The organism is Janthinobacterium sp. CG_23.4 (genome assembly GCF_029892305.1).
GTDB classification, from domain to species: domain Bacteria; phylum Pseudomonadota; class Gammaproteobacteria; order Burkholderiales; family Burkholderiaceae_D; genus Janthinobacterium; species Janthinobacterium lividum_D.
The window spans coordinates 3583966-3601185 of record NZ_JARXUX010000001.1 but is presented as its reverse complement, the minus strand read 5'-3'; the positions used below and the strand labels follow the sequence as shown (position 1 = coordinate 3601185).

12 protein-coding genes are annotated in these 17220 nt (G+C 61.6%); 9 read left to right on the top strand and 3 right to left on the bottom strand.

The genetic code is table 11. The features are described 5' to 3' along the window. Positions 1–122: 122 nt before the first annotated feature. The 6 genes from H4V96_RS16120 (at position 123) to coaD (ending at position 6168) form a co-directional block, all read left to right on the top strand. On the top strand, positions 123–344 hold the full coding sequence (locus H4V96_RS16120) for a helix-turn-helix transcriptional regulator (protein ID WP_010400640.1): 222 nt from the start codon (positions 123–125) through the stop codon (positions 342–344). Between the two features lie 160 nt (positions 345–504). Further along, the gene (locus H4V96_RS16115) at positions 505–975 is read left to right on the top strand and encodes an Hsp20 family protein (RefSeq protein ID WP_196854783.1); all 471 of its coding nucleotides are present in this window, start codon (positions 505–507) and stop codon (positions 973–975) included. Positions 976–1269: 294 nt separating this feature from the next. Beyond that, positions 1270–2784, top strand: a complete 1515-nt coding sequence (locus tag H4V96_RS16110; protein WP_196854784.1) for a Do family serine endopeptidase — start codon at positions 1270–1272, stop codon at positions 2782–2784. A 120-nt stretch (positions 2785–2904) separates the two neighbouring features. Then, a complete protein-coding gene (locus H4V96_RS16105) occupies positions 2905–3564 on the top strand; it encodes a response regulator transcription factor (protein ID WP_010400558.1) in 660 nt (219 codons plus the stop codon). 2 nt (positions 3565–3566) lie between these two features. Further along, a complete protein-coding gene (locus H4V96_RS16100; protein WP_196854879.1) occupies positions 3567–4901 on the top strand; it encodes an ATP-binding protein in 1335 nt (444 codons plus the stop codon). A gap of 118 nt (positions 4902–5019) precedes the next feature. Continuing rightward, on the top strand, positions 5020–6168 hold the full coding sequence (gene coaD / locus H4V96_RS16095) for a pantetheine-phosphate adenylyltransferase (RefSeq protein WP_196854785.1): 1149 nt from the start codon (positions 5020–5022) through the stop codon (positions 6166–6168). A 59-nt stretch (positions 6169–6227) separates the two neighbouring features. Here coaD and H4V96_RS16090 read toward each other — a convergent pair whose 3' ends face one another. The 3 genes from H4V96_RS16090 to H4V96_RS16080 form a co-directional block, all read right to left on the bottom strand. Next, complete coding sequence (locus H4V96_RS16090; RefSeq protein ID WP_196854786.1) at positions 6228–8423, bottom strand: OsmC domain/YcaO domain-containing protein; 2196 nt, start codon at positions 8421–8423, stop codon at positions 6228–6230. Between the two features lie 229 nt (positions 8424–8652). Further along, positions 8653–11055 carry a TonB-dependent receptor gene (locus tag H4V96_RS16085; RefSeq protein ID WP_196854787.1) on the bottom strand — a complete coding sequence of 801 codons (2403 nt, stop codon included), beginning with the start codon at positions 11053–11055 and terminating at the stop codon, positions 8653–8655. A 189-nt stretch (positions 11056–11244) separates the two neighbouring features. Continuing rightward, on the bottom strand, positions 11245–12042 hold the full coding sequence (locus tag H4V96_RS16080; protein ID WP_196854788.1) for a PhzF family phenazine biosynthesis protein: 798 nt from the start codon (positions 12040–12042) through the stop codon (positions 11245–11247). A 97-nt stretch (positions 12043–12139) separates the two neighbouring features. Here H4V96_RS16080 and H4V96_RS16075 point away from each other — a divergent pair, with 97 nt between their 5' ends. The 3 genes from H4V96_RS16075 (at position 12140) to H4V96_RS16065 (ending at position 17079) form a co-directional block, all read left to right on the top strand. Then, positions 12140–15304, top strand: a complete 3165-nt coding sequence (locus H4V96_RS16075; RefSeq protein ID WP_196854789.1) for an error-prone DNA polymerase — start codon at positions 12140–12142, stop codon at positions 15302–15304. Positions 15305–15343: 39 nt separating this feature from the next. Then, on the top strand, positions 15344–15817 hold the full coding sequence (locus tag H4V96_RS16070) for a GNAT family N-acetyltransferase (protein WP_280721052.1): 474 nt from the start codon (positions 15344–15346) through the stop codon (positions 15815–15817). Positions 15818–16137: 320 nt separating this feature from the next. After that, complete coding sequence (locus H4V96_RS16065) at positions 16138–17079, top strand: ChaN family lipoprotein (protein WP_196854790.1); 942 nt, start codon at positions 16138–16140, stop codon at positions 17077–17079. The last annotated feature ends 141 nt before the right edge of the window (positions 17080–17220 follow it).

Genomic DNA, 17220 nt, shown 5'->3' with positions numbered 1-17220 from the left:
GCTGCGAACAAGAGCATGAAGGACCGCATTGCAGCTGGTCCGCCTAGCCGAAAAGGACAGTCCCATCATGAGAAAACGCGGCGAGACCTTGCGCGATGCCAGCAGGGGCGGGGAGCCAGCCCATGCATGAAAACAGGCTCTCAGGCAACGTCGCCATGCAGCGCCTGACGCCGGCCGAGCGGCTGGTGGCGGCCATGGCCATGCGCGGCGCGCCTTACAAATTGATCGCCCGCGCGCTCGACAAGTCGCCAGCTACCGTGCGCAACCAGTTGCATATGATTTACCGCAAGCTCGGCGTGAGCAATCGGACGGCGCTGGCCTGCGCCTTGCACACCGACGACTAGAGCGCCGCGCAGCAAGCTTCAAAAATACTTTCGGCACTGGGGCAAAAATCGTCTTTTTCAAGGCCTTGAAGGCCGCTTGATCGTCCTTAGATTGTTAGCAAGCGGATGCTCACGGTGAGGTCCGCCCCTCTTATCGCTTCATTTGAAAAGGATATTTATCATGCGTACTTTTGACCTTGCTCCCCTGTACCGTTCTGCCATCGGCTTTGACCGCCTGGCACAGTTGCTGAACGAACAGCGCGCCGATGCACAACCGAGCTATCCCCCTTACAACATCGAACTGGTGTCGGAAGATAAATACCGGATCGTGATGGCATTGGCCGGCTTCTCGCGCGAAGAGATCGACATCATTGCTGAACGTGATTCGCTGCATGTCACGGGCCGCAAGCAGAAAGATGGCGTCGAGCGCACGCTCTTGCACCGCGGCATCGCTGCCCGCGATTTCGAACAGCGTTTCCAGCTGGCTAACCACGTGAAGGTCACGGGCGCCACGTTTGAAAACGGCATGCTGACCATCGAGCTGGTGCGTGAAGTACCGGAAGCGCTGAAGCCGCGCAAGATCGAGATCGGCAGCGGCACCCACGCCAGCGCCGCTAACGTGAATGCGCTCGATCAGCGCCAGGCAGCCTGAGCTGAGCTGAACTCAGTTGAGTTGAGCTGATGTCGGCGCCACGCGCTGGCATCATCGGAGAGGGGTACCCCTTTTCCGTATAGTAAAATACTGGCCGGTTGATCCGGCCAGTGTCACGTCCAGAGCCCGTTCGGGCCCTGCATAGCCCTCCATGCGAGGTGCGCGCGGCAGGCAAGATGACAGCCTGCTCAACGGCGCCAGCGCCTGTTTCCAAATGGAAAAATGTTAAGCACCGCCTAAGACTCGTGGCCCACTATTGCATACATCAACATCTCATTGAATGAGGAGCAATGCATGGAACAGCAAACCAATACCGCATCTCTTAAAATCAAACGCACCGTAGCCGCGCTGGCCGCGATCGGTGTGCTGGGTGCGGGCGGTGCCATGGTGATGCGCCAGAATAATGCTGGCGCGAATGGCGCAGCCGCCGCGCCTGCCACTGCGGTGGCCGCTGCAGTGGCACCCGCTGCCGGCGCGCCGTTGGTGGCCTTGCCCGACTTTAGCCAGATCGCCGCGCGCAACAGCCCGGCCGTGGTCAACATCAGTGTCACGGGCAGCACCAAGGTGGCCTACGACTCGGCGGCCCAGGCGGGCAACGATGACTTCGCCAACGATCCGTTCTTCGAATTCTTTCGCCGCTTCCAGGGGCCGCAAGGCGGGCAGCGCGGTGGCCGCGATGTGCCCACGCACGGCCTTGGTTCGGGCTTCATCGTCAGCCAGGACGGTATCATCATGACCAACGCCCATGTGGTGCGCGATGCGCGCGAGGTGACCGTCAAGCTCAACGACCGCCGCGAATTTCGCGCCAAGGTGCTGGGCACGGATCCGAAGACCGATATCGCGGTGCTGAAAATCGACGCCAACAAGCTGCCCATCGTACCGCTCGGCCATTCGAGCGAGCTGAAAGTGGGCGAATGGGTGCTGGCCATCGGTTCGCCATATGGTTTCGACAGCACGGTGACGGCGGGCGTGGTCAGCGCCAAGGGCCGTTCCCTGCCCGATGACAGCAACGTACCGTTCATCCAGACTGATGTGGCGGTGAACCCCGGCAATTCTGGCGGCCCGCTGTTCAACACGCGCGGCGAAGTGGTCGGCATCAATTCACAGATATACAGCCAGACGGGCGGCTTCCAGGGCTTGTCGTTCGCCATCCCCATCGACCTGGCCGGCCGCATCAAGGACCAGATCGTTGCCACGGGCAAGGCCAGCCATGCCAAGCTGGGCGTAACGGTGCAGGAAGTGAACCAGGGCTTTGCCGACTCGTTCAAGCTGGCCACGCCGGAAGGCGCGCTGGTGGCCAACGTGGAGCGCGGCAGCCCGGCCGACAAGGCAGGCCTGAAATCGGGCGACGTGGTGCGCAAGGTGAATGGCCAGCGCATCATCGCTTCGGCCGACTTGCCGGCGCTGGTGGGCACGTCCTTGCCAGGCGACAAGATCAGCATGGATGTCTGGCGTGACGGCAAGATCGTCAGCCTGACGGCGATGCTGGGCAATGCCGCCGACAAGGTGGCCGAGGTGGCAAAAAACGACAGCGCCGCCGGCAAGTTAAAGCTGGGCCTGGCCCTGCGTCCTTTACAATCGGATGAAAAACGCATGGCTGGCATCAGCGCCGGCCTGCTGGTCGAAGACGCCGGCGGCGCGGCCGCGAATGCCGGAGTGCAGCCGGGAGACGTGCTATTGTCGGTCAATGGCCACCCCGTCAACACAGTCGAACAGGTACGCGAGGTGGTGGAGAAATCGGCCAAGTCGGTGGCCTTGCTGATACAGCGCGGGCCCGACAAGATTTTTATTCCTGTGCGTTTGGGTTGATTACTTAGTACCGGGGTCAGTCACTTCGCGATCGGAATGTGTCCCATTGCGACACATTCCCCCGTCGGGTTCGACCCCGGCCTTTCGCCGTTGGGGTGAAAAATTGAACAAGGAGCAGCCATGCGGCTATTGCTGGTAGAAGACGATACGATGATCGGCGAGGTGGTGCTCGATTTGCTGCGCGCCGAGCATTACGCGGTGGACTGGGTCAAGGATGGCGACATGGCCGATACGGCCTTGCAGACGCAAACCTATGATTTGGTGCTGCTGGACCTGGGCTTGCCGCGCAAGGATGGCCTCGATGTGCTGCGTTCCATGCGTTTGCGCAAGCTCGACACGCCCGTATTGGTGGCCACGGCGCGCGACGCCGTCGAGCAGCGCATCGCTGGCCTGGACGCGGGCGCCGACGATTATGTCTTGAAGCCGTATGACCTCGATGAACTGCTGGCGCGCATCCGCGCCCTGCTGCGGCGCGCCTCGGGGCGGCCCGAGCCGATCTTCGAACACCAGGGCGTGTCGATCAATCCGCTGACGCGCGAAGTGATCGCCGAGGGCCATCCCGTCAATCTGTCGGCGCGTGAATGGGCCGTGCTGGAAGCGTTGATCGCGCGCCCCGGCATCGTGCTGTCGCGCGCGCAGCTGGAAGAAAAACTGTATAGCTGGAAGGATGAAGTCAACAGCAATGCCGTGGAAGTGTATATCCATGGCTTGCGCAAGAAGCTGGGCAGCGACCTGATCCAGAACGTGCGCGGTCTCGGTTATATGGTGCCCAAGGCATGAGGATGAAGGTCACGGTGACGCATTCGCTGCGCGGCCGTCTGCTGTGGTTTTTGCTGGCGGCCATCATCATGGCGGCTCTGGCGCAGGCGTCGATCGCCTATCGCAGCGCCCTGTACGACGCCGACCAGATCTTCGACTATCACATGCAGCAGATGGCCCTGTCGCTGCGCTCCGGCGCGCCGCTGGCCAACCATGCGCAAGCGTTGCCGGCCGACCCGGTCAACAATGATATGGTGGTGCAGGTGTGGACGCCCGATGGCGTGCAGGTGTTCCGCTCGATCACGCGCGCGGAACTGCCGCAGCGCGCCGTGCTGGGCTTTTCGAATGTCAAGGCGAACGGCACCACCTACCGCATCTTTTCCGTGCAAACCAGTTCCCAGACCGTGCAGATCGCCCAGGACATGGCCGTGCGCAAGCGCATGGCCGGCAGCCTGGCGCTGCGCACGGTGGGGCCGATTGCCCTGATGGCGCCGATATTGATGCTGGTCGTCTGGTGGGTTGTCAGCGGTTCGCTGGCACCCGTCTCGCGCGTGCGCAAACAGGTGGCGGCGCGCCAGGCGGACGACCTCTCGCCCGTCTCGGAAGCGGGCTTGCCCGACGAAGTGCGGCCCCTGGTGCATGAATTGAACTTGCTGTTCGGCCGTGTAAAGACGGCGTTCGACGCGCAGCAGCATTTTGTCGCCGACGCCGCGCATGAATTGCGCACGCCGCTGGCGGCATTGAAATTGCAGGTACTGAGCCTGGAGCGGGCCGAATCGGAAGAAAAGCGCAGCCTGGCCATTTCCCGCGTCAGCGCCGGCATCGAGCGGGCCACGCGCCTGGTCGAGCAGTTGCTGGTGCTGGCGCGCCAGGAAGCGAGCGCCGCCAGCGGCGACCAGTTGCAGGCGGTGGACTTGAATGACGTCGTCAAGCGCGCGCTGGGCGACATGTCTGGTATCGCGCAAGCGCGCAAGATCGACCTTGGCCTGCACCACATGGACCCGGCCAAGGTGGCGGGGCAGGCCGATGCGCTCAACATCATGCTGCGCAACCTGGTCGACAACGCCATCAAGTACACGCCGCAGGGCGGTACGGTCGATATCGACCTGCGCGCCAGCCCCGTCGGCGTGACCTTGTCGGTGGAAGACAGCGGCCCCGGCATTGCGCCCGAGGAGCGCGAGCGCGTCTTCAGCCGCTTCTACCGCGTGCCCGGCACGGACGCCAACGGCAGCGGCCTGGGGCTGGCCATCATCAAGGCCATTGCCGAACACCATGGCGCGCGCCTGTTGCTGGACAAGTCCGAGCGCCTGGGCGGCTTGTGCGTGCGCGTGGAATTGCCCTTGCCGGCAAAAAAATGAGGCAGATTTCTCTCCAGATCGAGGCGCGATGAGGCCGATCTTTAAGCTGCTGCATTGACGTGCGCGCCGTGGCCCTATATTGTCTGCGAAACAAGCAGAATCAGACCACGGAGCGCACATGCAGAGAATCGGATTTTCAGGAACACTCGACCCCATCACCAACGGCCATATGTGGGTGATCGGCGAAGCGCGTTCGCTTGCCGACGAGGTGATCGTGTTCCTGTCGCAAAACCCCGCCAAGCGCCCCCAGTTTCCTGCCGAAGACCGCAAGCGCATCATCGAGCAGAGCGCGCGCGAATGTGGCTGGGACAATGTGCAGGTGGTCATCGTCAAGGGCGATTACACGGCGCGCGCGGCGAAAAAGCATGGCTGCGACTACCTGATCCGCGGCATCCGCACGACTGCCGATTTCGACTATGAAAACCTGATCCAGCAAACGAATGTGGACGTGTTGCAGGGCGCCAAGACGATTTTCGTCATGCCGCCGCGCGACCTCGGTTCCGTCAGTTCCAGCTTCGTCAAGGCGCTGGAAGGCCCCGTGGGCTGGAACTGGACCATGAAGAAATTCGTTCCCGGCCCTGCCTACCACGCATGGATACTCGACTGCCTGCGCAAGGAGTGGGAAGCGCTGTGGCATTACGCCACCGCTGCGCCAGCCGATGTCGCGCTGGCCGATCACTGGTTCGCGCACTTGACGGGAGCGCAGGCGTATGGCGGCACGGACCGCCACTATCACAACCTCGACCACCTGGTGCACGGCCTGTCCGAGATCCGCGTGTGGGCCGACAACACCTATGCCTCTACACGCGACAGCGCGCTGGTGAAAAAAGCTTTCTGGTTCCATGACGCCGTCTACAGCCACGACGAAGACGCGCTGTTTTCCAGCGAAGAAGCGAGCGCCCAACTGTGGCTGGCCAGCGGCCTCGACGCTGGGGATAACCATGATGTAGCACAATTGATACGCGTTACCGACCATTTCCAGGGCCCCGGCATCAGCCACGCGCTCAAGGATGCCATGCTCAGCGCCGACTTGGCCATCCTGGGCCAGGATGAAGAGGTGTATCACGCCTATACGCAAGCCATCGGCCTTGAATACGCGCATGTGGACCGCGTGCGCTTCAACGAGCAGCGGGGCTTGGCCTTGCAGCACCTGTGCGCCAAGGCGCAGGCGGGCCAACTGTTTGGCGATGCGTATTTTGCCGATCAGTATAACGCGCGGGCCATTGAAAACATGCAGAAAGAGATCGCGGCGCTGGCGGCTAGCTGATAGTCGTCAGGCGCGCTGCCAGGGATACACTGCGGCAGGTCCATCCCTGGCTTGCCGCTTTAGCGCGCCGCCTTGGCGCGCGCTGCGTGCAGCTTTTTGTAGCTGTCGATCAGGCGCTGGTGCCTCTCAAGGCCTTCCAGTTGCATGCTGGTCGGCGTCAGGCCGAAGAAGCGCACGCTGCCGTCCACCGAGCCCAGCACCGCGTCCATGCGGGCGTCGCCAAACATGCGGCGGAAATTGAGCACGTAATCATCGAGTTCCAGCTCTTCGTCCAGTTCCACTTCCAGTACCACGTTCAAGGCTTGATAGAACAGCTTGCGCTCGAGCGTGTTGTCGTTGTACTGCAGGAACGTTTCTACCAGCTCTTTCGCTTCCTCGAATTGCTGCAAGGCGAGACGAATCAGCAGCTTCAATTCCAGCGTTGTCAGCTGGCCCCAGACGGTATTTTCGTCAAACTCGATGCCGATCAGGGTGGCAATGTCGCCGTACTCATCGAGCTCGCTGTTTTCCAGGCGCTCGAGCAGGTCTTCCAGGCTGGCATCGTCGAGGCCATGCAGGTTCAGGATGTCGGCGCGGAACAGCAGCGCCTTGTTGGTGTTGTCCCAGATTAAATCTTCGACCGGATACACCTCGGAATAACCGGGCACGAGGATACGGCAAGCGATAGCGCCCAGTTGGTCGTACTCGGCCGTGTAGACTTCCTTGCCCATGTCGGCGAGGATGCCGAACAGGGTCGCCGCTTCCTCGGCATTCGAGTCGTCGCCGTGGCCGGAAAAATCCCACTCGACAAAGTCGTAATCGGCCTTGGCGCTGAAAAAGCGCCACGAGACGATGCCGCTGGAATCGATGAAGTGTTCGACGAAGTTGTTGGGCTCGGTGACAGCTTCGCTGGCAAAGGTCGGTTGCGGCAAGTCGTTCAAGCCTTCAAAGCTGCGCCCCTGCAGCAACTCCGTCAGGCTGCGCTCTAGCGCTACTTCCAGGCTTGGGTGCGCGCCGAACGAGGCAAACACGCCGCCCGTGCGCGGGTTCATCAGGGTGACGCACATCACCGGGTACACGCCGCCCAGTGACGCATCTTTCACCAGCACGGGAAAGCCTTGCTCTTCCAATCCCTGTATGCCGGCCAGAATGCCGGGATACTTCGCCAGCACTGCCTGTGGCACGTCGGGCAGGGCGATCTCGCTTTCGAGGATTTCGCGCTTCACGGCCCGTTCGAAAATTTCCGACAGACATTGCACCTGCGCTTCGACCAGGGTATTGCCGGCACTCATGCCATTGCTGACGTACAGGTTTTCAATCAAGTTGGAGGGGAAATACACGGTCTCGCCGTCGGACTGGCGCACATACGGCAGCGAGCAAATGCCGCGCTCGGCATTGCCGGAATTGGTATCGATCAGGTGCGAGCCGCGCAGCTCGCCATCGGTATCGTAGATGTCGCGGCAGTAAGCGTCGAGAATCTCTTTCGGCAGCGCATCCTTGCGGCCCGGCTTGAACCAGCGCTCGTTCGGGTAATGCACGAATGGCGCGTTGGCAATATCCTCGCCCCAGAACGAACCGGCGTAGAAATGGTTGTTGCTGAGGCGCTCGATATACTCGCCCAGGGCCGAGGCCAGCGCGCTTTCCTTGCTTGCGCCCTTGCCGTTGGTAAAACACATGGGCGAGTGCGCGTCGCGGATATGCAGCGACCATACATTCGGGATGATGTTGCGCCACGAAGCGATTTCAATCTTGATGCCCAGGCCAGCGAGCAGGCTGGACATATTGGCGATGGTTTGCTCCAGCGGCAAGTCCTTGCCGACGATATACGTGCTCGCGCCAGGAGCCGGATTCAGGGCCAGCAAGGCTTGCGCATCGGCGTCCAGGTTCTCGACTTCTTCAATCACGAATTCGGGACCCGTCTGCACCACTTTTTTCACCGTGCAACGGTCGATAGAGCGCAAGATACCCTGGCGGTCCTTGGCCGAGATATCGGCTGGCAGCTCGACTTGAATCTTGAATATCTGCTGGTAACGGTTGTCCGGATCAACGATATTGTTTTGCGACAGGCGAATATTTTCGGTCGGAATATTGCGCGTATCGCAATACAACTTCACGAAGTACGCGGCACACAGCGCCGACGATGCCAAAAAATAATCGAACGGGCCGGGCGCCGAACCATCGCCTTTATAGCGGATGGGCTGGTCGGCGATGACCGTAAAATCGTCGAACTTGGCTTCAAGCCGCAGCTTATCGAGAAAGTTGACTTTAATTTCCATGAGGTAATCCAATACTGTGCTGATGAGTTAGCCGCTATTATCCGTGCTTTCCGTCGCAGGGCAAAGATTGTTCGCCGCAGCCGTGCTGCGCGGCACAGTTGCTGAATCGAGCTCTTGCCATATCAAGAGCAGCGACAATCGATCTTGGACGGCAGTGTATTGATGTGCATAAAGAAACAGCGGCTGCCCATGCTGGCGCAGCCGCTGTTTCTTCAGGCGGACATGGTGATCAGAATTTCACCCACAGCCGGCCGAAATACGAGGCACCGTTCAAGCCGAACTGCACGCTGTCGTACTTGAAGCCGTTGTCCGTCTCGTCCGGGTTTTGCGTGCTCGGCTTGACGTTGAAAATGTTGTTGCCACCGAAAGTGAGCTTGGTGTTCTTGTTGACGCTGTAGGTAAAGCTCAGGTCGGCCGAGGTCTTGGCTGCGTAACGGGCGTTGGGCACGCCGGCAGCCGTGCCGCTGAAGGTGCCCAGAGTTTGCGGACCAAAATAAATGACGCGCAAGTTCGATTCCAGTTTGCCCGTGATGTAGTCGAAGCCCAGCGTGGATTTCGCGCGTGGGCCGCCCTGTTCGATGAACAGGCGTTCGCGCTCGGACAGCAGCACGTCTTCGTAGCCTTTCAGCGAGTCAGGCGTCTTGATTTTCATCACTTCCGTCTTGCTCAAGTTCAGCGCCAGGAAGGTGTTCAGGCGGTTGCCGGCCAGCTCGCCCTTGTGCGAGGCCGTCAGGTCCAGGCCGCGCGTGCGCGTATCGATGGAGTTGACGAAGAATTGCGCCTCGCCAACGCCCAACAGGGCCAGGCGCGCTGCCAGGTCCGGGTAGTTGTCGGCATTGAAGCGGCCCGACAGCACGATGCGGTCCTTGATCTTGATATTGTACAAGTCGGCCGTCACGGAAATGGCTTGCGTCGGCGTCCAGGTGGTGCCTAACGTAAAGCTGGTGGATTTTTCCTCTTTCAACTTGGGAATGCCGGCCGCGTTGGCGACGCTGCCGCCATTCGGGGCCAGCACCACGTCGGTAGGCACGCCGCCGATGAAGTCGGTGAAGGTGGACGAGAAATACACTTGCTGCAGCGATGGCGCGCGAAAACCCGTGCTGGCCGAGCCACGCAGCAGCACATTTGGCACCACTTTATAGCTGGCGGCCAGTTTGCCCGTCACGGTAGAACCGAAATCGCTGAATTTTTCATAGCGCAGGGCAGCCTGCGTTTTCAGGCGTTCCGTCCATTCCAGTTCCACGTCGGCATACGCGGCGATACTGTGGCGTTTGGCCTTGCTGGCGTCGCCGGGCTGGAAGCCGGGAAAGCCCTGACTGCCCGCATTGCCGCCCATGCCCACGCCGTCGGCGTCGATGTAGGAGCCCCGTTCGCCGGCCATGATCTTGTATTGCTCGCTGCGATATTCGGCGCCGAAGGCCAGGTTCATGCCTTTCATCACCGTGTCATAGTAGCGGCTGAAATCGGCGTTGCTGGTCAGCTGCTGGAACGAGAAGCCGCCCGCGTCGTAGTTGCTGGCGCTGACGCCTTTGCCGCCGTTCATCAAGTCGAGGTTGGCAATCGATGCATTCAAGGTGTTACTGATGTCGTAGCGCATCTTGTTGTAGCCAAAGGTTTGCGAAAAGTCTGCATGCCATTCGCCGATCTGGCTGCGGTGGCCGACGGTGGCGTACTGGTCGTCGATCTTGCCGTTAATGAACGGTACGAAACCGTTCGGATACATGGCGGCCGAATTGCGCGACGGAATGTCCTCGCTGCCGATGCCGCCACGGCCAAACGCGGCGCTCGACGCGTCACGCGTTTGCGCGCCGGCCGTGAAGTACAGTTTGCTGGTGCTGCTGGTGGCGTAGTCGCCATTGACGTACAGGGTCTTGTTCTTGGCCTTGGTGTCGCCGATGATGCGCATGCTGTCCGCATCAGCCCGGTTCGAGCGGCCCCGGTCCAGGTATTCGCCCGTGATGGCCAGGGTGCCCTTGTCGCCCAGCGCGATGCCGCAATATGCGGACGTCATATAGTTCTTGCCGTCGCTGGCTGAGTACTGGCTGTAGCCGGCTACCGCTTCGCAACCGAGGCTTTTCTTCAGTTCGATGTCGATCACACCGGCAATAGCGTCCGAGCCGTATTGGGCGGCGGCACCGTCGCGCAGCACTTGCACGTTCTTGATCGCCAGCAAGGGAATCGCATTCATGTCCGTGCCCGTGTTGCCGCGGTTGCGCGCGCCAAACAGGTTGACCAGGGCCGTCGTGTGGCGCCGCTTGCCATTCACCAGCACCAGGGTCTGGTCGGAACCGAGACCGCGCAGGGCGGCTGAATCGACCAGGTCGGCGCCGTCGGCGCCCGTCTGGCGCGTGGAGTTGAACGAGGGCGAAATGTATTGCAGCGATTGCGCCAGGTCAAACTGGCCACCTTGCTCTGCTACCTTGGAAATGGGAATGATATCGACCGGCGCCATGGTGTCGGTGGCGGAACTGGTGACCCGGCGCGAGCCGACCACGCTGACTGTTTGCACGGGACCATCGGTGGCGCCCGCTTCCGTGGTCTGGGCCATGGCGGCGGGACCGAATGCGGCCATGGCGGCGCTGCCGTACAGGCTGATGAGGATGGCTTTACGCAAGATGGTAAGGGTGGGCACGCGGTGTCTCCAAGTGGCTGATGGGCAAGATTTATTTCATTCTAGTGCCATTGATTCTAGTGCCATCATTTCGTGCTCCACTAGCGATACTTTGTTTTTTATTACAAATCTGCCCTAACTGTTGTTTCCTGGTGGACTATCTTTTTGTCCATCGCCTGGCTTGCCTTACACTGGTGCATGATGCCCCTTTCAGGTGCACGCTTGCACCATGCCGCCCACCAGGATTTCCCCGGGACGGTAGTGCACCTCGACCAAACACGGTTGCTGTGTCACATGGCCCTGATGCAGGCGCAGCGATTGTTGCCTATGCGATGCCAGTGCACCCGCCGCTACGCCCGTGGCGCTGTCTTCCAGCGCCGGGTCGAGATGGTTGAAGTTGCGTCCCTCGTAACTGTCTTCGCCCGTGCGGCAATACACATAGCAGCCGTTTACTGTATGCAAGGTGCTCCAGTCGGCGATCAGTTCCAGGTTCGGCCGCAGCGCGCGCAGGATGCTGCTGTCGGCCACTTCCAGCAGCAGCTTTGCACTGCCGACCGAGGCGATCACGGGCGGCGACAGCAAGTGCATGTGCTGGCCCATGAGTTCCGAGGCAAGATATTTTTCCAGCATGACCGCTGGCGTCGGTTGCGGCGTGAGGCCAACGAATAAGCGTTGCGATATGCCTGCCGCGCGGCGTACCAGTTGCAAGGCTTGCCCGTGCATGGCCGTGCTCACCGTCAGGGTTGCCGTGGCGCCAGGCGCCGTTAGCAGCACATGCGTCGCTGCCAAGGTGGCATGCAGGCACAGCGCACTGCGCGTGTGCGGATAATAATAGTCGAGCACGATGGCGTCGTCCGCTTGCCGGTCGATGAAGACGCAGGCGCCGACCCGATGTTCGCGCGCGAAGGTCTGGCGCGCCGTGACGCTGGCGTGGCCGTTTTCCACGACCAGCGCTGCATTGCCGCCACCGGCTGCGGTGCCGAAACATTTCAGGAGTTGGACGATCATGGGAGTCTAGACAAAAGGAAAAACACCAGCATAAACGATCAGCACGATTCAAGATGCGTATAATATACTGTGTTTATATACAGTATTGAGGTGTGTCATGTGGGGCGCAGTCTTAGCCGAGTATGCTGAGTTGTATTGCCTGAGCAATTTCAGCTTCTTGCATGGGGCCTCGCATGCGGAGGAGCTGGTGGCGCGCTCTGCCGAGCTCGGTTACAGGGCGCTGGCCATTACGGACGAGTGTTCGCTGGCTGGCGTGGTGCGCGCCCATGCAGTGGCCAAGCGGACCGGTTTTCCGCTCATTATCGGCGCGCATTTTCATTTGACGCAGGCCGATGGCAGCCCGGCGCTGTCCTTGCTGGCGCTGGTGCAGGACCGCGAGGGCTACGGCAACTTGTCGGAGCTGATCACCATGGCGCGCACGCGCGCGGCCAAGGGCCGTTACTTGCTGACGCCCGATGATTTCGCCACGCCCCCGCCCGGGTTTGCCCATTTGCAGGGTTTGCCCGGCTGTCTGATGATCTTGCTGCCCAGCTATCCGGCCCAGCCCGAGACGCTGCGCGCGCAGGGCGCGTGGATGGCGTCCACCTTTGGCCGCGAGCGCAGCTGGATAGGCCTGAACCTGCTGCAGCGGGCGCAGGATGAAGCACACCGCAGCAGCGTGCAAGACGCCGCGCAGGCGCTGGGCTTGCGCGTGGTGGCTGTCGGCCATGTGTGCATGCATGTGCGTTCGCGCAAGCCCTTGCTCGACACCTTGTGCGCCATCCGCGTGGGCAAGCCCGTGGGCGAATGCGGCTATGCGCTGGCGCAAAATGCGGAGCAGCATCTGCGCGCCCGCTTGCGCCTGGCCAATGTGTATCCGCCGCAAGCGCTGGCCGAAACCCTGCGCATCGCCGCACTGTGTACCTTCTCTCTCGACAGCTTGCGCTATGAGTATCCCGATGAGCTGGTGCCCGCGCATCACACGCCGGCGACCTATTTGCGCGAGGAAACGTATGCGGGCGCGCGCGTGCGCTTTCCGCTGGGTATCCCGGCGCACGTACAGCAGCAGATCGAGCACGAACTGGCCCTGATCGCCGACCTTTCCTACGAGCCGTATTTCCTGACCGTCTACGACATCGTGCGCTTTGCACGCGGGCAAAACATCCTCTGCCAGGGCCGCGGTTCGGCTGCCAATTCGGCCGTCTGTTATTGCCTGCACATCACCGAAGTGGACCCGGCGCGCGGCAATTGCTTAGTCGAGCGCTTCATGTCGCGCGAGCGCAACGAGCCGCCCGATATCGACGTCGACTTCGAGCACCAGCGGCGCGAAGAGGTGATTCAATATATTTACGCAAAATATGGCCGCGAGCGGGCCGCGCTGGCGGCCGTGGTGATCAGCTACCGGCCGAAAAGCGCCTTGCGCGACAGCGGCCGGGCACTCGGGATCGATCTGGCCATCGTGGAAAAAGTCGCCAAGTCGCACCGCTGGTTCGACGGCAAGCGCGATCTGCTGGAACGCCTGGCCGAATGCGGGCTCGACCCGGAGGCGCCGTTGTCGCAGCAGTGGGCCAGCCTGGCGCAGCAGTTACTGGGATTTCCGCGGCACCTGTCGCAGCATCCCGGTGGCTTTGTGATTGCGCAAGGCAAGCTGTCGCGCCTGGTGCCGATTGAAAACGCCAGCATGGCCGAGCGCAGCATCATCGAGTGGGACAAGAACGACCTTGAAGAGCTGGGTTTGATGAAGGTCGACGTGCTGGCGCTGGGCATGCTGTCGGCCTTGCGCCGCGCGCTGGAACTGGTGAGTGCACGCCGTGGCGAGGAGTTCCGGATGCAGGATATTCCCGCTGAGGACCGCGCCACTTACGACATGATATGTCAGGCTGACACCATCGGCGTATTCCAGATCGAGTCGCGCGCGCAGATGAGCATGCTGCCGCGCTTGCGCCCGCGTCAATTTTACGATCTCGTCATTGAAGTGGCGCTGGTGCGTCCCGGCCCCATCCAGGGCGGTATGGTGCATCCGTATCTGCAGCGGCGCCAGCAGAAGGAAGCCGTGGTGTTTCCGAAAGGCTTGGAAAAGGCCCTGGGGCGCACCCTGGGCATCCCGATTTTCCAGGAGCAGGTGATGCAGGTGGCTATCATCGCCGCCGATTTTACGCCCGGTGAAGCGGACCAGTTGCGGCGCGCCATGGCGGCCTGGAAACGCAAGGGCGGCATGAATAATTACCATGACCGCATCGTCGATGCCATGCTGGACAATGGCTATGAGAAAGAGTTTTCCGAAGCCATCTTCAGCCAGATCGAGGGTTTCGGCGAATACGGTTTCCCCGAATCACATGCGGCCAGTTTTGCCCTGTTGACGTACGCCAGTTCCTGGCTGAAATGCCACGAACCGGCTGCCTTCCTGTGCGCCTTGCTCAACAGCCAGCCCATGGGCTTTTACAGTCCATCGCAGCTGGTGCAGGATGCTCGCCGGCATGGCGTGCAAGTGCTGCCCGTCGATGTGGCCGTCAGCGGCTGGGAGGCGACGCTGGAAGAACAGGAAGGGCAGGCCGGGCCGGCAGCGCAGGGCGGCGCGCCCGCCGTGCGCCTGGGCTTGAACAGTCTGTTTGGCATGCGCATGGAGGCGGCCAGTCGCATCGAGGATGCGCGTTCCATCGCCGCCTTTCTTGACGTGGCCGACCTGGCCCGGCGTGGCGGCCTGGACCGGCATGACTTGCAGGTGCTCGCTGCCGGCAACGCCTTGCACGCGCTGGCCGGGCACCGGCGCGAGGCGTTGTGGCAGGCGGCCGGCGCCATGCCCGACACGGACTTGCTGCGCGCCATCACACCAGAGGAAGACTTGCCCGTGCTGGCCGCGCCGACGGAAGGCGAGAGCATCGTCAGCGACTACCGCGCGCAAGGCCTGACGCTGGGCCGCCACCCGCTGGCGCTGCTGCGCAAGCCGTTGCTGGAGCAGCGTTTCCTGCCCGCCGCGACGCTTGCCAGCTACACGCATGGCCAGCTGGCGCGCGCCTGCGGCATCGTCACCGTGCGCCAACGCCCGGGCACGGCCAAGGGCGTGGTCTTCCTGACCCTGGAAGACGAGACAGGTACGGTCAACGTCATCGTCTGGCCCGATCTGGTGGACAGCCAGCGGCGCGAAGTGTTGAGCGCACCCCTGCTGGGCGTGTACGGCGTGTGGCAGCGCGAAGGGCTGGTGCGCAACCTGGTGGCCAAGCGCCTGGTCGATATGTCGCATTTGCTGGGGCGTTTAAGGACCAGCAGCCGCGATTTTTGTTGAGAGTGAGCGCTGGCAAGGAAGGCATGGCATTATTTGAATATGACAACATTATCCGAACCGATCATGCGTCCCGCCCTGGTCGCCGACGCGCCCGCCATCGTTGCCCTGATCGACGATTTGATGCCCTTTTTGACCTTGCACCCGGACGGTGCAGGTGCAGAAAAATTTATTCAACACTGCCGCCAGCCGGCCATCGAAGGCTACCTGTCGCTGCCCAATTACGCCTACCAGCTGGCGTATCTCGATGGTGAGTTGGCCGGCGTGGTGGCGATGCGCGACAACACGCACCTGTTCCACCTGTTCGTGCCGCGCGCCCTGCACCGGCGCGGCATGGCGCGCCGTTTGTGGCAGGCTGCCCGCGAGGTATCGCTGGCCAGGGGCGGCGTGACGGCGTTTACCGTCAATTCCTCGCTCTACGCCTTGCCCCTGTATGCCAGCCTGGGCTTCGTCGCCACGGGGCCGAAGGTGGAAATGGACGGCATTGCGTTTGTGTCGATGCGCATGCCGCTGTAGAAATTAGTCCAACGGCAAGGAATGGGGTCGTACCCTCAGGGTTCGACCCCAGCATTTGCTTTTTGGGGTGGTATTGATTGCCGGCATGCGATCTGGTCCGGATTTGAGTACCGCCCACAGCTCAGTCTGATGTACGCGAGTCCCGCGCTGTTTTGTTTTATTGCGCACGCGGGGGGGCCATGCAAGCAGTGCGTTGATATTTTGGCAGTTATAAAAAATTTGCATGCTTTACGCCGCCTTGGTTGTAAATGAGAATCATTTCTATTAAAATGCCCGCCTATCCTGTTTGCACTGCACGCTTTACCCGAAAGGCCATGCCCATGAAATTCCCCCTGTCCTTCGCCGCCGTCCTGCCCGCCTGCGTGCTGGCGCTGAGCGCCTGCAGCAGCGTCGCACCGTTGAGTGCGACGAGTGTCGCGTCCGTTTCTGCGCAAGACGTGCGCCAGTTGGGCGAGATCGTTGACTTGCGTAGCGGCCAGCGCCTGAGCGCTGAACAATTGCTGGTCCAGCTGGCAGCCGCGCCGCGCGTGATCGTCGGCGAACAGCACGATCAGCTCAGCCATCACCAGATCGAGCAATGGCTGTTGCAGCAATTGCAGGGCCAGCGTCCGCAAGGCAGTGTGCTGCTGGAAATGCTCAATCCGGACCAGCAAGCCAAGGTGGACAAGGTCAAACCGTGGCTGCAGACGGACCCCGTGGTGCGCCCGGCACACGTGGCCGAGCTGCTGGCCTGGCAGCCAAGCTGGAAATGGGAGCAATATGGCGACCTGGTCATGACGCTGATGCGCGCGCCATACCCGCTCTGGTCGGCCAACCTGGACCGCAGCGAAATCAAGCAAATGTTCATCGACAAGCCGGCCGTGCAGGGCATCCATTCCAACTTGGCCAACGATGGCAAGGTGCATGAAAAATTGCAAGACATTATCCGTGTCATGCATGACAACCAGATCGACGCGCCACGCTTGGCCGCCATGCTGTCGGTGCAGCAACAGCGCGACCGCCGCATGGCCGAGCGCTTGCTGGCCGCGCCCGCGCCTGCCGTGCTGATCGCTGGCGCCTACCATGCGCACAAGGACCTGGGCGTGCCGCTGCATGTGCGGGACTTGACGGGCGGCCCCGCGCCGCTGGTGCTGGTACTGGCGCCGCGCGGCGCCACGGTGCTGGCGACGCAGGCCGATTTTGTGTGGTTCACGCCGGCAGTAGCAGAGGCAGCAGCAGTAACAGTCGAAGCCGCAGCAACAGCCGGCGCCAGCGCCAAGTAATTGCTTGTACTGCCGCCGGGCGTTCAGCCCGGCATTCTTCCCCAGCAAGCTCATCCATAGCAGCCAGGTAGTTGTTCCGATTTTTTTGCATGCGCATGCGCGCCGTTGGCGCAGCCATGCCTGTTACCTGTTGAAGCTCCC

Excerpts from the sequence above, each read along its gene's own strand:
- H4V96_RS16080 (WP_196854788.1), bottom strand. The coding sequence starts at position 12,042 with ATGATCGTCCAACTCCTGAAATGTTTCGGCACCGCAGCCGGTGGCGGC.
- H4V96_RS16065 (WP_196854790.1), top strand. The coding sequence starts at position 16,138 with ATGAAATTCCCCCTGTCCTTCGCCGCCGTCCTGCCCGCCTGCGTGCTG.
- H4V96_RS16075 (WP_196854789.1), top strand. The coding sequence starts at position 12,140 with ATGTGGGGCGCAGTCTTAGCCGAGTATGCTGAGTTGTATTGCCTGAGC.
- H4V96_RS16110 (WP_196854784.1), top strand. The coding sequence starts at position 1,270 with ATGGAACAGCAAACCAATACCGCATCTCTTAAAATCAAACGCACCGTA.
- H4V96_RS16070 (WP_280721052.1), top strand. The coding sequence starts at position 15,344 with ATGACAACATTATCCGAACCGATCATGCGTCCCGCCCTGGTCGCCGAC.
- H4V96_RS16120 (WP_010400640.1), top strand. The coding sequence starts at position 123 with ATGCATGAAAACAGGCTCTCAGGCAACGTCGCCATGCAGCGCCTGACG.
- H4V96_RS16105 (WP_010400558.1), top strand. The coding sequence starts at position 2,905 with ATGCGGCTATTGCTGGTAGAAGACGATACGATGATCGGCGAGGTGGTG.
- H4V96_RS16100 (WP_196854879.1), top strand. The coding sequence starts at position 3,567 with ATGAAGGTCACGGTGACGCATTCGCTGCGCGGCCGTCTGCTGTGGTTT.
- coaD (WP_196854785.1), top strand. The coding sequence starts at position 5,020 with ATGCAGAGAATCGGATTTTCAGGAACACTCGACCCCATCACCAACGGC.
- H4V96_RS16090 (WP_196854786.1), bottom strand. The coding sequence starts at position 8,423 with ATGGAAATTAAAGTCAACTTTCTCGATAAGCTGCGGCTTGAAGCCAAG.
- H4V96_RS16115 (WP_196854783.1), top strand. The coding sequence starts at position 505 with ATGCGTACTTTTGACCTTGCTCCCCTGTACCGTTCTGCCATCGGCTTT.